The following is a 15,430-nucleotide window of genomic DNA, read 5'->3' as shown; positions in this document are numbered from 1 at the left end:
TCGATGAAACTCAATGATCTGAGTCCAGCGCCGGGTTCCCGTCGCGAAAAGCATCGTCCGGGCCGTGGTATCGGTAGCGGTTTGGGTAAGACTGGTGGCCGCGGCCACAAAGGTCAAACCTCCCGCTCCGGTGGCACCATTGCTCCAGGCTTTGAAGGCGGTCAACAGCCGCTGCATCGTCGCCTGCCTAAGTTCGGTTTCGTATCCCTGAAAGCCATGGACCGCGCAGAAGTGCGTCTGTCCGAGCTGGCTAAAGTGGAAGGCGACATCGTTACTGTGCAGACCCTGAAAGATGCCAACGTGATCAACGTCAACGTGCAGCGTGTGAAAATCATGCTGTCCGGTGAAGTGACTCGCGCTGTCACTATCGGCAAGGGAATCGGCGCCACCAAAGGTGCGCGTTCGGCTATCGAAGCAGCTGGCGGCAAGTTCGAGGAATAAATGGCTAAGCAAGGTGCTCTCTCAGCGCTCGGCAAAGGCGGTATGTCTGAACTTTGGGCTCGTCTGCGTTTTCTGTTCCTGGCGATTATCGTCTACCGAATAGGCGCACACATCCCGGTTCCAGGTATCAACCCGGACCGACTCGCAGACCTGTTTCGACAGAATGAGGGGACCATTCTTAGCTTGTTCAACATGTTTTCCGGCGGCGCGCTGGAACGGATGAGCATCTTTGCACTGGGGATCATGCCGTACATCTCGGCATCGATCATCATGCAGTTGATGACTGCCGTCAGCCCGCAGCTGGAGCAGTTGAAGAAGGAAGGTGAAGCTGGTCGTCGCAAGATTAGCCAGTACACCCGCTACGGCACTGTCGTTCTCGCCCTGGTTCAAGCTATCGGCATGTCCGTTGGTCTGGCAGGGCAGGGCGTTGCGTTCACTGGTGACTTTGGCTTCCATTTCGTCGCGGTATCCACATTTGTGGCTGGTGCGATGTTCATGATGTGGCTGGGTGAGCAGATTACTGAGCGTGGTGTTGGTAACGGTATCTCGATGTTGATTTTCGCAGGTATCGTCGCCGGTCTTCCGAGAGCGATTGGGCAGTCTTTCGAGTCTGCCCGTCAGGGTGATATCAACATTTTTGCCCTGGTTGCTATCGGTTTGCTGGCAGTAGCGATTATCGGTTTTGTGGTGTTCATTGAGCGTGGCCAGCGTCGTATTGCTGTTCACTACGCCAAGCGTCAGCAGGGCCGTAAGGTTTTTGCTGCGCAGACCAGCCACTTGCCGCTGAAAGTGAATATGGCCGGTGTTATTCCGGCAATTTTCGCGAGCAGCATTTTGCTGTTTCCGGCTTCGTTGGGTACCTGGTTTGGTCAGTCTGAAAATATGGGCTGGCTGCAGGACCTCTCTCAGTCGATCGCTCCTGGTCAGCCGTTGAATATTCTGCTGTTTAGTGCAGGGATTATTTTCTTCTGCTTCTTCTATACGGCGTTGATGTTCAATCCGAAAGACGTAGCGGAAAACCTGAAGAAGTCCGGTGCCTTTATTCCGGGCATCCGTCCAGGTGAGCAGTCGGCACGCTACATTGATGGCGTTCTGACTCGTTTGACCCTGTTCGGTGCTCTATATATGACGGCCGTGTGCCTGTTGCCCCAGTTCCTGGTGGTTGCAGCAAACGTTCCGTTCTACCTTGGCGGGACCTCGTTGCTGATCGTGGTCGTGGTTGTGATGGACTTCATGTCCCAAGTACAATCGCACCTCGTTTCGCACCAGTACGAATCCCTGATGAAGAAAGCCAACCTGAAGGGCTACGGCAGCGGCATGTTGCGCTGAGTACCCCATAAGGTTCGAGGAGTTGGTGATGAAAGTTCGTGCATCGGTGAAAAAGCTGTGCCGTAACTGCAAGATTATTCGCCGCGAAGGTGTTGTTCGAGTAATTTGCAGCGCGGAACCGCGTCACAAACAGCGCCAAGGCTGAGTGTGATCCGCTTAAAGCCCGGCAGCTAGTGCGCTGCCGGGTTGATTATTTGTTATTACAGCGATATTATCTCGCGCCCTATTTCTTGGCTTCCGGGGCGTAGGTAGCTGTCAATTGGAGTCCCACTGAATGGCCCGTATTGCAGGCGTTAACATTCCAGATAACAAGCACACTGTTATCTCGCTGACCTACATCTATGGTGTTGGTCGCACTACTGCGCAGAAAATTTGCGCGGTTGCTGGGGTAAACCCAGCCGCTAAGATCAAGGATCTGAGCGACGAGCAGATTGAACAGCTGCGTGGCGAAGTGGCGAAGTTCACCACTGAAGGTGACCTGCGTCGCGAAATCAACATGAAAATCAAGCGTTTGATGGACCTCGGTTGCTATCGCGGTCTGCGTCATCGTCGTGGTCTTCCAGTGCGCGGTCAGCGTACCAAGACTAACGCGCGTACCCGTAAAGGTCCGCGTAAGCCGATCCGCAAGTAATCGCCCCCGCGAATCGACAGGAAAATTATCATGGCAAAACCTGCTGCTCGTCCTCGTAAAAAAGTTAAAAAGACAGTGGTTGATGGCATCGCCCACATCCATGCTTCTTTTAACAACACCATCGTGACCATCACCGACCGTCAAGGTAACGCGCTTTCTTGGGCTACCTCCGGTGGTTCGGGTTTCCGCGGTTCCCGCAAGTCCACTCCGTTTGCTGCTCAAGTAGCTGCTGAACGTGCTGGTCAAGCTGCGCTGGAATATGGCCTGAAAAACCTCGACGTTAACGTCAAAGGTCCAGGTCCAGGTCGTGAGTCTGCTGTCCGTGCTTTGAACGGCTGTGGCTATAAGATCGCCAGCATCACCGACGTGACGCCAATCCCGCACAACGGGTGCCGTCCGCCGAAGAAGCGCCGCGTGTAATCCAGGAGATTGTAAAGAATGGCTCGTTACATTGGTCCAAAATGCAAACTCGCTCGTCGCGAAGGCACCGATCTCTTCCTGAAGAGCGGCGTGCGCGCGATCGAATCGAAGTGCAACATTGAAGCAGCACCTGGTATCCACGGCCAACGCCGCGGTCGCCAGTCCGATTACGGCACCCAGCTGCGTGAAAAGCAGAAGGTCCGTCGTATCTACGGCGTTCTCGAGCGTCAGTTCAGCGGCTACTACAAAGAAGCTGCTGGCAAGAAAGGTGCAACTGGTGAAAACCTGCTGCAACTGCTCGAATGCCGTTTGGACAACGTTGTATATCGTATGGGCTTTGGTTCGACTCGTGCCGAATCCCGTCAGCTGGTATCGCACAAGTCGATCAGCGTTAACGGTCAGACCGTAAACGTTCCGTCCTACCAGGTTCGTGCTGGTGACGTGGTCGCAGTTCGCGAGAAAGCTAAAAACCAACTTCGCATTGTCCAAGCTCTCGATCTGTGTGCCCAACGTGGCCGCGTAGAATGGGTAGAAGTAGACACTGAGAAGAAGTCGGGCGTTTTCAAGAACGTTCCAGCTCGCAGTGATCTGTCCGCCGACATCAACGAAAGCCTGATTGTCGAGCTCTACTCCAAGTAAGGGCTAGAAAATAGGTGCATCCATGCAGATTTCGGTAAATGAGTTCCTGACACCCCGCCACATTGATGTGCAGGTTGTCAGTCCAACCCGCGCCAAGATCACTCTCGAGCCTCTCGAGCGTGGTTTTGGCCACACCCTGGGCAACGCGCTGCGCCGCATCCTGTTGTCCTCAATGCCCGGCTGTGCAGTAGTCGAGGCCGAGATTGACGGTGTGCTCCACGAGTACAGCGCCATCGAAGGTGTACAGGAAGACGTAATTGAAATCCTGTTGAACCTTAAAGGTCTGGCTATCAAGCTGCACGGCCGTGACGAAGTTACGCTGACCTTGTCGAAGAAGGGTTCGGGGGTGGTTACCGCTGCCGATATTCAGCTGGATCATGATGTCGAGATCGTTAATCCCGATCACGTAATCGCTAACCTGGCGTCTAACGGCGCCCTGAACATGAAGCTCACCGTAGCTCGTGGTCGTGGTTATGAACCGGCCGACTCGCGTCAGAGCGATGAAGACGAAAGCCGCAGCATTGGTCGCTTGCAGCTTGACGCTTCGTTCAGCCCGGTTCGCCGTATCGCATACGTGGTGGAAAACGCCCGTGTCGAGCAGCGTACTAACCTGGACAAGCTGGTTATTGATCTGGAAACCAACGGTACTCTGGACCCTGAAGAGGCTATCCGCCGTGCCGCAACCATTCTGCAACAGCAGTTGGCTGCGTTCGTCGACCTCAAAGGTGACAGCGAACCAGTGGTAATCGAGCAGGAAGACGAGATCGATCCGATCCTGCTTCGCCCGGTTGACGATCTGGAACTGACTGTACGTTCGGCTAACTGCCTTAAGGCGGAAAACATTTACTACATCGGCGACCTGATTCAGCGTACCGAAGTAGAACTGTTGAAGACTCCGAACCTGGGCAAGAAATCCTTGACTGAAATCAAGGACGTTCTGGCCTCCCGCGGTCTGTCCCTCGGCATGCGCCTCGACAACTGGCCGCCTGCAAGTCTTAAGAAGGACGACAAGGCGACTGCCTGATCGTCGTAATCACCGAACGTGAGTTTGGTAAGGAATGAACCATGCGTCATCGTAAAAGTGGACGTCACCTGAGCCGTACCAGCTCGCACCGCAAGGCCATGTTCCAAAACATGGCGGTGTCGCTGTTCGAGCACGAGCTGATCAAAACTACACTGCCGAAAGCCAAAGAGCTGCGTCGCGTTGCTGAGCCGCTGATCACTTTGGCTAAGACAGACAGCCTGGCTAACCGCCGTCTGGCTTTCGACCGTACTCGTTCGAAAGCTATCGTTGGTAAGCTCTTCAACGACCTGGGCAAGCGTTACGCTACCCGTGAGGGTGGCTACCTGCGCATCCTCAAGTGCGGTTTCCGCGCTGGCGACAACGCGCCTATGGCGTACGTCGAGTTGGTTGATCGTGCTACTGCTGGCGAAGCTGTAAGCGCCGAGTAAGACGACAAGCTGTGACGAAGAACCGGGCCTAGTGCCCGGTTTTTTGTGTGCGTTAGAAAAAGCGCCATGTGTACAAGCGCGATTCAGGTCAAAGCCGGCACTATGAGTGTCGGGTGGGTTGGTAGTTATTTTCTATTGGTGCCTACAATTTAATGAATTTGTAGACGTCATGTTGATGATCAATACTGCCCCCAAGCCGATTAGCCGGCAGTTCCGAGTCCGACCTGAGGAAATTGAACATGAGCCAGAATAAAGTCCTTACCACCGCCAGCGGCGCTCCCGTGGCGGACAACCAGAATTCCCGTTCCGCTGGCCCGCGCGGCCCGCTGTTGCTCGACGATTTCCACCTGATCGAGAAGCTCGCTCACTTCAACCGTGAAAACATCCCCGAGCGTCGTGTACACGCCAAAGGCTCGGGTGCGTATGGCACGTTCACCGTCACGCAAGACATTACCCAGTACACCAGCGCCAAACTCTTCGAGTCTGTTGGCAAGCAAACGCCTACGTTCCTGCGCTTCTCCACTGTAGGGGGCGAACGTGGCTCGGCCGACACCGAGCGTGATCCACGTGGCTTTGCCTTGAAGTTCTATACCGAGGAAGGCAACTGGGACATCGTGGGTAACAACACCCCGGTATTCTTCATTCGTGATCCGCTGAAGTTCCCTGACTTTATTCACACCCAAAAGCGTCTGCCGCAAAGCAATCTGAAAAGCGCACAGATGATGTGGGACTTCTGGTCGCACTCCCCTGAAGCGTTGCACCAGGTCACTATCCTGTTCTCCGATCGCGGCATTCCTGACGGCTACCGTCACATGCACGGCTTTGGTAGCCACACCTACAGCCTGATCAATGCCAAGGGTGAGCGTCATTGGGTGAAGTGGCACTACAAGACCAAGCAAGGCATCAAAAACCTCGCTCCCGCGGAGGCTGCACGCCTGGCGGGCACTGATCCTGATTACGCCCAGCGTGATCTGTTCGGCGCGATCGAGCGCGGTGATTTCCCGAAATGGCGTGTCTGCATTCAGATCATGACTGAAGCCCAAGCCAACGCTCACTACGAGAACCCCTTCGACGTGACCAAGACTTGGTCGCAGAAGGAGTTCCCGTTGATCGAAGTCGGTGAGCTGGAGCTCAACCGCAACCCGCAGAACTACTTTGCTGAGGTTGAGCAGGCTGCGTTTGGCCCAAGCAACATGGTGCCCGGTGTAGGTCTCTCGCCTGACCGCATGCTGCAAGGTCGAGTATTTGCCTACGCCGATGCTCACCGCTACCGTGTAGGCACCAACCACCAGCAGTTGCCGGTGAACGCCCCGCGCAGCCCGGTAAACAGCTACCAGCGTGACGGTTTGATGGCCTTTGGCAGCAATGGTGGCGCAGCGCCCAACTACGAGCCAAACAGTTACGCCGATGCACCTAAGCAAGCTCCGCAGTACGCCGAGCCTGCCTTGGCCCTGAGTGGCGCCGCTGATCGTTACGATCACCGCGAAGACACTGATTACTACAGCCACGCCGGTGCGTTGTTCCGTTTGATGAATGATGAGCAAAAAGCCCTGCTCACCAACAACATCGCTGGGGCAATGGCTGGGGTTTCCAGTGATGTGGTTCAGCGTCAGCTGCAGCACTTCTACAAAGCAGATGCTGCTTATGGAGAAGCAATCGCAAAAGCGCTGGGTGTATCGCTTAACTGACTCTAAACGAGAAGCAGAACCGCCCTCATTAGGGCGGTTTTTGCGTTATTTCCGCTACTTTTCTCCGGAAATCTTCACTTTTCTGCCGTTGTTCCAGTGACCTTCGAGTCAGCATGGTTCAAACTACAGACTTTCAAGCAGGGAGATGTAGGGCGATGCAAGGTCACCCCGACGTAATCGATTACCTCAACACGTTGCTGACGGGCGAACTGGCAGCTCGTGACCAATATTTCATCCACTCGCGTATGTACGAGGACTGGGGTTTTACCGAACTCTACGAACGTATCAACCACGAGATGGAAGAAGAGGCACAACATGCCGACGCACTGATGCGCCGTATCCTCATGCTCGAAGGCACGCCACGTATGCGTCCCGACGACCTGGATGTAGGCACCACGGTGCCTGACATGCTCGCAGCCGATCTTCGCCTCGAATACAAGGTGCGTGCCGCGCTCTGCAAGGGCATCGAGCTCTGTGAGCAGCACAGCGACTTCGTCACCCGTGAAATCCTGCGGGTACAGTTGAATGACACCGAAGAAGATCACACCTACTGGCTGGAAAAGCAGCTGGGTCTGATCAAGCTGATTGGCCTGGAAAATTACCTGCAATCGCAGTTCTGATTCCTGGCTACAAAAAAAGCCCCTGTCACCGCAAAGTGGCAGGGGCTTTTTCATGGGCCAAGTAATCAGGCCCGGTCGCGCGCCAACAATGGTTTCAGGTAGTAGCCGGTGTGGGACTGCGGCATTTCGCAGACCTGCTCCGGCGTACCCACCGCGATGATCTGGCCTCCCTTTGAACCGCCTTCCGGGCCCAGGTCCACCAGCCAGTCGGCGGTCTTGATCACATCGAGGTTGTGCTCGATCACCACCACGGTATTACCGTGGTCGCGCAGTCGATGCAGCACGTCCAGCAACTGCTGGATATCCGCAAAGTGCAGGCCGGTGGTCGGCTCATCGAGGATATAGAGTGTCTTGCCGGTGTCGCGCTTGGACAGCTCGCGCGACAACTTCACCCGCTGTGCCTCGCCACCGGACAGCGTGGTCGCCGACTGACCCAGTTTGATATACGACAAGCCCACGTCCATCAACGTCTGCAGCTTGCGCGCCAACGCCGGAACCGCATCGAAGAACACCCGTGCTTCCTCGATCGTCATTTCCAGGGTTTCGTGGATGCTCTTGCCCTTGTACTTGATCTCCAGGGTTTCGCGGTTATAGCGCTTGCTCTTGCACACATCGCACGGCACGTAGATGTCCGGCAGGAAGTGCATCTCTACCTTGATCAAGCCATCGCCCTGGCACGCTTCGCAGCGCCCGCCCTTGACGTTGAACGAGAACCGCCCGGGCCCGTAGCCGCGCGAGCGAGACTCCGGCACCCCGGCAAACAACTCACGAATCGGCGTGAACAGCCCGGTATAGGTTGCCGGGTTGGAGCGTGGTGTGCGGCCAATCGGGCTCTGGTCGATATCGACCACTTTGTCCAGATGCTCCAGGCCCTTGATGCTGTCATGGGCTGCCGCTTCCAAGGTGGTCGCGCCGTTCAAGGCGGTGGCACTCAAAGGGAACAGCGTGTTGTTGATCAGCGTCGATTTGCCCGAACCGGAAACACCGGTCACACAGGTCAGCAGGCCCAGGGGAATCTCCAGGTCCACATTCCGCAGGTTGTTCCCGCGTGCGCCCTTGAGGTGCAATGCCATCTTCTTGTTACGTGGCGTACGCTTGGCCGGTACTTCGATTTTCACGCGGCCAGACAGGTACTTGCCGGTCAACGAATCCGGGTGAGCCATGACTTCGGCCGGCGTACCCTCGGCGACGATATGCCCGCCATGTACGCCAGCGCCCGGGCCGATGTCGACCACATAATCGGCCAGGCGAATCGCGTCCTCATCGTGCTCCACCACAATTACGGTGTTGCCAATATCCCGCAGGTGTTTCAACGTGCCCAGCAGGCGGTCGTTATCGCGTTGGTGCAAGCCAATGGACGGTTCATCGAGGATGTACAACACGCCCACCAGGCCGGCGCCAATCTGGCTGGCCAGGCGAATCCGCTGCGCTTCACCGCCGGACAAGGTGTCGGCGCTACGGTCCAGCGACAGATAGTCCAGGCCGACGTTAACCAGGAACTGCAAGCGCTCGCGGATTTCCTTGAGGATCTTGTCGGCAATTTCCCCGCGACGCCCGGTCAGCTTGAGCACACCGAAGTATTCACAGGCATCCCCGATCGGCAGGTTGGTCACTGCCGGCAAGGTTTTTTCGCCAACCCACACGTGCCGTGCCTCACGACGCAGGCGAGTGCCTCGACAATCCGGGCACGGTTGGGTACTGAGGAATTTCGCCAGCTCTTCGCGCACGCTGGCTGATTCGGTCTCGCGGTAGCGCCGTTCAAGGTTCGGCACGATGCCTTCGAACGGGTGCGAGCGTTTGACGATATCGCCACGGTCGTTTAAATACTTGAAGTCGACGTTCTGCGAGCCACTGCCATTGAGGATGACTTTCTGCTGATCCGCCGGCAGTTGGTTGAATGGCACTTCCAGGCTGAATTTGTAGTGGGACGCCAACGACCCGAGCATCTGGAAGTAGTAGACGTTACGCCTGTCCCACCCGCGTATCGCGCCCTCTGCCAACGTCAGCTCGCCATTGACCAGGCGCTTGATGTCGAAGAACTGCTTCACCCCCAGGCCATCGCAGGTAGGGCAGGCGCCGGCCGGGTTGTTGAAGGAAAACAGCTTGGGTTCCAGCTCGCTGATGGCGTGGCCGCAGATCGGGCAGGCAAACCGCGCGGAGAAGATGATCTCTTCGCCCGGCTCATCGTCCATCGGCGCCACCAGGGCAATCCCGTCGGCAAGCTTCAACGCGGTCTCGAATGATTCGGCCAGGCGCTGCTGCAGGTCGGCGCGCACCTTGAAGCGGTCGACCACCACATCGATGGAGTGCTTCTTCTGCTTGTCGAGTTTCGGCGCTTCGTCCAGCTCATACAGCTTGCCGTTGATGCGCGCGCGTACAAAGCCCTGGGCACGCAGCTCCTCGAAGACCGAAAGGTGTTCGCCCTTGCGCTCTCGAATCACCGGTGCCAGCAGCATCAGCTTGGCGCCTTCCGGTTGGGCCAGCACCAGGTCGACCATCTGGCTGACGGTCTGGGCTTCCAGGGGAATATCGTGGTCCGGGCAGCGAGGAATGCCCACTCGCGCGTACAGCAGGCGCAGGTAGTCGTAGATTTCGGTAATGGTCCCCACGGTGGAACGTGGGTTATGGGAGGTCGACTTCTGTTCGATGGAAATCGCCGGCGACAGGCCTTCAATGGTGTCAACGTCAGGCTTTTCCATCATCGACAGAAACTGACGCGCATACGCCGACAGTGATTCCACATAGCGGCGCTGGCCTTCGGCATACAGCGTGTCGAACGCCAGGGACGATTTGCCGGAGCCGGACAAGCCGGTGATGACGATCAGTTTGTCCCGGGGCAGGGTCAGGTCGATGTTCTTCAGGTTGTGGGTTCTAGCCCCACGGATCAGGATCTTGTCCAAGATGGCCTCGCACGGCGGGCGTAAATAATGCCGGAGTATACGGCTAAAGACTGGATGAATATACACTGTCAAAAGGCCGCTTGCAGCCTTACATGAAAGCTGCGCGGCAAACCGCCGCATATACCCTCTCAATCGATGGGACTGGTAGAATCGCCGCCGGTTCACACGAGGTTTTTCCATGCACGATCCCCACAGCGAACGCATGAGTAGCGGCGAGACCCGAGCAGCAAGCGGTCTGGCCCTGGTGTTCGCCTTCCGTATGCTTGGCATGTTCATGGTGTTGCCGGTGCTGGCGACCTATGGAATGGATCTCGCGGGCGCAACTCCCGCATTGATCGGCCTGGCCATTGGCGCGTATGGCCTGACCCAGGCGATTTTCCAGATCCCGTTCGGGATCATTTCCGACCGCATCGGCCGCCGCCCGGTGATTTACCTGGGGTTGATCGTGTTTGCCCTGGGCAGTGTGCTCGCGGCCCAGACCGATTCGATCTGGGGCGTGATCGCCGGGCGCATCCTGCAAGGCGCCGGGGCGATATCCGCCGCGGTCATGGCGCTGCTGTCGGACCTGACACGCGAACAACACCGCACCAAGGCCATGGCCATGATCGGCATGACCATCGGCCTGTCGTTTGCGGTGGCCATGGTGGTCGGCCCATTGCTGACGCGCGCGTTTGGCCTGCATGGCTTGTTCCTGGCCACCGGCGGCATGGCGTTGTTTGGCATTGTGATCGTGGCCTTCATGGTGCCGCGCTCCACCGGCACGCTGCAGCATCGGGAATCTGGCGTGGCGCGCAAGGCGCTGCTGCCGACGCTCAAGCACCCGGACCTGCTGCGCCTGGATTTAGGTATCTTCGTATTACACGCAATGCTGATGTGCAGCTTCGTCGCCTTGCCCCTGGCCCTGGTGGAAAAAGCCGGGCTGCCCAAGGAGCAGCACTGGTGGGTCTACCTCACCGCGCTGCTGATTTCGTTCTTCGCCATGATCCCGTTCATCATCTATGGCGAGAAGAAACGCAAAATGAAACGAGTTCTCCTCGGTGCCGTCGCGACGCTGATGCTCACTGAGCTATTCTTCTGGCAGTTCGGCGACAGCCTGCGAGCGCTGGTGATTGGCACGGTGGTGTTCTTTACCGCGTTCAACCTGCTGGAGGCTTCGTTGCCTTCGCTGATCAGCAAGGTTTCACCGGCCGGTGGCAAGGGCACGGCGATGGGGGTGTATTCCACCAGTCAATTCCTTGGCTCCGCGCTTGGTGGCATCATGGGCGGCTGGATGTTCCAGCATGGCGGTTTGTCGGTTGTGTTCCTGGGATGCGCAGGTCTGGCTGCCCTCTGGTTGGCCTTTGCTGTTACCATGCGCGAACCTCCGTATGTGACGAGCCTGCGCCTGCCGTTATCGCCTGAAGCGGTCCGCGAAGCTGGCCTGGCCGAGCGCCTGAAGGCCGTCGTTGGAGTAACGGATGCAGTAGTGGTCGCCGAGGAATCGGCGATTTACATCAAATTGGACACCGAATTATTGGACCGCGCGACGCTCGAGCAACTGGTCAATCCAGTGCCGACAGCGCGCCCAGCCTAGGAGAACGTTATGGCCCGTGGGGTTAACAAAGTCATATTGGTCGGTACTTGCGGCCAGGATCCCGAGGTTCGCTACTTGCCTAACGGTAACGCCGTGACCAACCTGAGTCTGGCGACCAGCGAGCAGTGGACCGACAAGCAGACCGGCCAGAAGGTCGAGAAAACCGAATGGCACCGTGTGTCGATGTTCGGCAAGGTGGCAGAGATCGCCGGTGAATACCTGCGTAAAGGTTCGCAGGTCTACATCGAAGGCAAACTGCAAACCCGCGAGTGGGAAAAAGACGGTATCAAGCGTTACACCACTGAAATCGTGGTCGACATGCAAGGCACCATGCAACTGCTGGGCGGCCGTCCACAGGGCGACCAACAGGGCCAGGGCGGTATGTCCAACTCGGCACCGCGTCCACAGCAGTCGCGTCCGCAGCCAAGCCAGCAGCCACAACGTGAGTCGCGCCCGGCGCCACAGCAGGCCGCTCCACAGCCGGCTCCGGATTTCGACAGCTTTGATGACGATATCCCGTTCTAAGGCGGGTATTCGCAATCTTTGCCGATAACACATAAAGCCCCTGCGCATTTACCAGGGGCTTTATTTTTGCCTGGAAATACAGCGCGGATCTGCATACGGCGCGGCCAGGCAAGTCAGGGATAGAAGCGGGGAACAGGAGTTGAAACGTGAGTACTAATACGTCCGCATCGGACACATTGGCCCAGGCCCTCAAGGCCTGCCGAGAGCAAACTCAGGACGCTGAGCAACGCATTCAGGAAGCCCTCGAGAAGGTTCGTCAGCTGGAAACGAGCCAAGCGGCTCAAATAAGCAATTTGAAGTACGAACTGAGCAAAGAGATTCTTGAGCAGGCCAATGCCCCGATTACTCGAGCGACCCAGGCGCTCACGTTTATCATCTCGGTCGTAGTGGTCGGCGGGTCGGCGCTGACCTATTTCATCAGCAGTAATTTGCAGACGACGTTTGAATCGCAGATGAAGCAGCGTGTTGAGTCATGGCTCTCATTGGAGAACGAATCTTCGATCGCCAGCAGGACGCTGGACACGTACCGCACCCGTGCGCTGCTCGATTCTTACATGATCCAGTTGGCCCGACGCAAGGCGCGTGGGGAATCCATGGTGAATCTGGATTTCAGGAAGGGCGACGAAAACCGCCTGCTGTCGATTATCGAGTCGAAAGACTCGGACCCTTCGGATTTTTTCGATGCGCTCAAACTGCTCTCGGTGGCCCGTGGCGGCTGGGCCTTCGGTGCGCGGAATGACTCGGTCAGCCTGCGGTTGAGAGGGCTTTTCCAGGATGCTGATTTCGACATCAATCGCAAGCTCTACATCCTCGAAATCATGGACCGCGATGAAGGGCTGATGCCCGTGGCCGTTGGCATTCTGAAGAGTGCCGATTACCCGCAGCCCTTTCGCTTCCAGGCCTTCAAGATGTTGCAGAGCGAACGCCTGGACTCCGAGGGCGGGGCGTTGGCGCACCGTTACGCCCTTGAGCGACTGGATGCCACGCAGGACCCAGATAGCACCGTGGAAGTGGCGCAATACCTGGCAAAGGTTGATCCCTTCAACCCTGCGTTGACCGTGTTTGTGCAGCGTCTGGAAAAGCAACCCCGGGCAACGCGGATTATCTTGCACACCGCGCTTGCCGCCGGATGGATCAGCTTGTTGCCGCATCCGTCCTTTCAATCGGTGGCCGACTTCGACCGAACGGACCCAGCGGCGGATCGGGCGAAGCTACGCCGGATGATTGCCGAGAACCTCTCGCTGGCCATTGCCGATGGGCTGGGCTTGGATGTAATTAACAAGATTTCTGGAAAACCGGGGCTCTCCCTGCAGTTCACTCACACGTCCGGCACCGTTAACCATGTCGATTTTCCCCTTGATCGGCTGTTCGAAGATTCGCAACTGCTAAGCGCGCTGTTCGCGCTTGAACAACCGAAAAACCTGGTGTCATTCGCGCGCTTTTTCAATACGGTCCATCAGGATGAAGTCGTTACCAGCCTACGGCTGGAGGTGCCTGCTGACGCATTTGAGGAGGCGCAGCGGCAAACTTTGGGCGAGCAGGTCGAGGTCCAACTGAAGGTTTCGCCGCAAGGCACTGCCTATTATCGGTGGACGGACAATAACGGCGATGTCCACCAGCAGCCACTGTCCCGTGCCTTCCAACCCAAGAGCATCAGGGTTATGTTTGAGCGCGATTATCTGATCTTCAAAGCGCCTTACGATACGTGGATGTTTTAGCGCTGATAAACGGCTTCAATACTGTCCACCACACGCATGGGTAAGAAGGAGCGCCGTCATGACCTGGTCCGCCAAGCAATACACGATGTTCGAACAGCAGCGCACTCGCCCCATCCGTGATCTGGTTGCGGCCATTCCAACGACGGACGTGCGTACCGCCGTCGACCTGGGGTGTGGCCCCGGCAATTCCACCCAAGTGTTGGCCGAGCGTTTCCCCCAGGCGCACGTCACGGGCATGGACAGCTCTGCTGATATGTTGATCGATGCCCGCAAACGCCTGCCGACGTTGAACTTCGAGCTGGCGGACATTGGGGCCTGGAACCCTGCGCAACCGTTTGACGTGATCCTGGCCAACGCCTCCCTGCAATGGCTGCCGGACCACGCGACGCTGTATCCACACCTGGTCCGGCAACTGAACCCCGGCGGAACGTTGGCGGTGCAAACCCCGGACAACCTTGACGAACCTGCGCACCGCCTGGCGCGCGACGTTGCGGCTGATGGCCCGTGGGCTGACAGGATAGGTACGGTCAAACACAATGAGCGGCACGCGGCGAGTGACTACTACGAACTGCTGAGCAAGCACTGCAGTACTGTCGAGGTATGGCGCACCACCTACCTGCATCCGTTGGCAGATCACGCGGCAGTGGTGGAGTGGTTCAAGGCCTCGGCGCTGCGGCCATTTCTCGCGCCGCTGAGCGACAGCGAACAAGCCGCCTTCCTACGCGACTACCAGGCGCGGATTACCCAGGCGTATCCAGCCCTGGCCGATGGCACCGTGTTACTGCCATTCCCGCGCCTGTTCATCATCGCGACCCGCTGACGCCAGGCCAGCCAATGGTGGCTACGCTGCCGCTGTTTGTGCCTTCAAGAACTCATCGGCCGACACCACGCCCGCATAGCCAAACGCGAGCGAGGCCATATACGCGCCATGCACCTGCGTCGCCGGAATCACCTGGCCGTTGAATTCCAGGTCACGGGTGGCACACGCATCGTGGATCACCGTGACGCTGTAGCCCAGGTCCGCCGCCGCCCGCACGACGGCATCGACACACATGTGGCTCATGCTGCCGACCACCACCAGGTCGGTAATGCTGTGTTGCTCCAGCAGGGCGCGCAGGTTGGTTTCGCGAAACGCATTGACGAAGTGTTTAAGCACCACTGGCTCATTGCCTTCGTTCAGCACCTTGGGGTGCAAATAGGCGCCCTCGGAGTTCGGCGTAAAGAACGGCGCGTCCTCGGTGGTAAATTCATGACGCACGTGAATTACCGCATTGCCTGCCTTGCGAAAAGCCTGCAGCACCTGGGCTGCCTTGTCCGCAGCCGCCTCCACGCCGTCAAGCGGCCACTTGCCTTGGGGGAAGTAGTCGTTCTGGATATCGATTAGGATGAGCGCTTGCTTGGCCATGGGTATTTGCCTCGTGTTGGTTGATGGGGCCCAGTATCGTAGCTGGCGCCAGTGCCGGGCATTGGCTGCACCGACAATAACAGAGGGAA

Annotated in this window: 16 protein-coding genes; 14 read left to right on the top strand and 2 right to left on the bottom strand. The window is 57.5% G+C overall.

Translation table 11 applies throughout. The features are described from left to right. Nucleotides 1-3: 3 nt before the first annotated feature. The 10 genes from rplO (at nt 4) to bfr (ending at nt 7,220) form a co-directional block, all read left to right on the top strand. The gene (gene rplO / locus AB4O05_RS01525) at nt 4-441 is read left to right on the top strand and encodes a 50S ribosomal protein L15 (RefSeq protein ID WP_003176407.1); all 438 of its coding nucleotides are present in this window, start codon (nt 4-6) and stop codon (nt 439-441) included. Next, a complete protein-coding gene (gene secY, locus AB4O05_RS01520) occupies nt 442-1,770 on the top strand; it encodes a preprotein translocase subunit SecY (RefSeq protein WP_003194637.1) in 1,329 nt (442 codons plus the stop codon). It begins immediately after the preceding gene. A gap of 28 nt (nt 1,771-1,798) precedes the next feature. Then, nucleotides 1,799-1,915, top strand: coding sequence for a 50S ribosomal protein L36 (gene rpmJ / locus AB4O05_RS01515; protein WP_002555468.1), 117 nt, complete (start codon nt 1,799-1,801; stop codon nt 1,913-1,915). Nucleotides 1,916-2,044: 129 nt separating this feature from the next. Continuing rightward, entirely contained in the window at nt 2,045-2,401 is a 357-nt protein-coding gene (gene rpsM, locus AB4O05_RS01510; protein ID WP_003194635.1) for a 30S ribosomal protein S13, read from the top strand. Nucleotides 2,402-2,431: 30 nt separating this feature from the next. Next, entirely contained in the window at nt 2,432-2,821 is a 390-nt protein-coding gene (gene rpsK, locus AB4O05_RS01505; protein WP_002555466.1) for a 30S ribosomal protein S11, read from the top strand. 18 nt (nt 2,822-2,839) lie between these two features. Beyond that, nucleotides 2,840-3,460 (top strand): 30S ribosomal protein S4, encoded by a 621-nt coding sequence (gene rpsD, locus AB4O05_RS01500; RefSeq protein ID WP_003176404.1) that lies wholly within the window; start codon nt 2,840-2,842, stop codon nt 3,458-3,460. Nucleotides 3,461-3,482: 22 nt separating this feature from the next. Beyond that, nucleotides 3,483-4,484, top strand: a complete 1,002-nt coding sequence (locus tag AB4O05_RS01495; RefSeq protein WP_259104539.1) for a DNA-directed RNA polymerase subunit alpha — start codon at nt 3,483-3,485, stop codon at nt 4,482-4,484. A gap of 41 nt (nt 4,485-4,525) precedes the next feature. Next, nucleotides 4,526-4,912: a 50S ribosomal protein L17 gene (rplQ, locus tag AB4O05_RS01490; protein ID WP_003176402.1), complete on the top strand. Its 387-nt coding sequence runs from the start codon at nt 4,526-4,528 to the stop codon at nt 4,910-4,912. Between the two features lie 239 nt (nt 4,913-5,151). Then, a complete protein-coding gene (locus tag AB4O05_RS01485) occupies nt 5,152-6,600 on the top strand; it encodes a catalase (protein WP_460133606.1) in 1,449 nt (482 codons plus the stop codon). Nucleotides 6,601-6,755: 155 nt separating this feature from the next. Continuing rightward, a complete protein-coding gene (gene bfr / locus AB4O05_RS01480) occupies nt 6,756-7,220 on the top strand; it encodes a bacterioferritin (protein ID WP_033900044.1) in 465 nt (154 codons plus the stop codon). 65 nt (nt 7,221-7,285) lie between these two features. Here bfr and uvrA read toward each other — a convergent pair whose 3' ends face one another. Next, nucleotides 7,286-10,120 carry an excinuclease ABC subunit UvrA gene (gene uvrA / locus AB4O05_RS01475; protein WP_460133607.1) on the bottom strand — a complete coding sequence of 945 codons (2,835 nt, stop codon included), beginning with the start codon at nt 10,118-10,120 and terminating at the stop codon, nt 7,286-7,288. 178 nt (nt 10,121-10,298) lie between these two features. Between uvrA and AB4O05_RS01470 the strand changes: the two genes are divergently transcribed. From AB4O05_RS01470 to tam, 4 genes are all read left to right on the top strand, one after another. Further along, the gene (locus tag AB4O05_RS01470; RefSeq protein ID WP_460133608.1) at nt 10,299-11,693 is read left to right on the top strand and encodes an MFS transporter; all 1,395 of its coding nucleotides are present in this window, start codon (nt 10,299-10,301) and stop codon (nt 11,691-11,693) included. Nucleotides 11,694-11,702: 9 nt separating this feature from the next. Next, on the top strand, nt 11,703-12,218 hold the full coding sequence (locus tag AB4O05_RS01465; RefSeq protein WP_003232445.1) for a single-stranded DNA-binding protein: 516 nt from the start codon (nt 11,703-11,705) through the stop codon (nt 12,216-12,218). Between the two features lie 146 nt (nt 12,219-12,364). Further along, on the top strand, nt 12,365-13,936 hold the full coding sequence (locus tag AB4O05_RS01460) for a hypothetical protein (RefSeq protein ID WP_460133610.1): 1,572 nt from the start codon (nt 12,365-12,367) through the stop codon (nt 13,934-13,936). A gap of 58 nt (nt 13,937-13,994) precedes the next feature. Beyond that, nucleotides 13,995-14,756, top strand: coding sequence for a trans-aconitate 2-methyltransferase (gene tam / locus AB4O05_RS01455; protein WP_460133611.1), 762 nt, complete (start codon nt 13,995-13,997; stop codon nt 14,754-14,756). A 21-nt stretch (nt 14,757-14,777) separates the two neighbouring features. Here the strand turns inward: tam and AB4O05_RS01450 are convergent, their stop codons facing one another. After that, on the bottom strand, nt 14,778-15,341 hold the full coding sequence (locus AB4O05_RS01450) for a cysteine hydrolase family protein (RefSeq protein WP_460133613.1): 564 nt from the start codon (nt 15,339-15,341) through the stop codon (nt 14,778-14,780). Between the last annotated feature and the right edge of the window lie 89 nt (nt 15,342-15,430).

Source organism: Pseudomonas sp. S1_G07, from assembly GCF_054668565.1.
The sequence above is the reverse complement of the archived record's forward strand: the minus strand, read 5'-3'. Positions and strand labels throughout refer to the sequence as shown.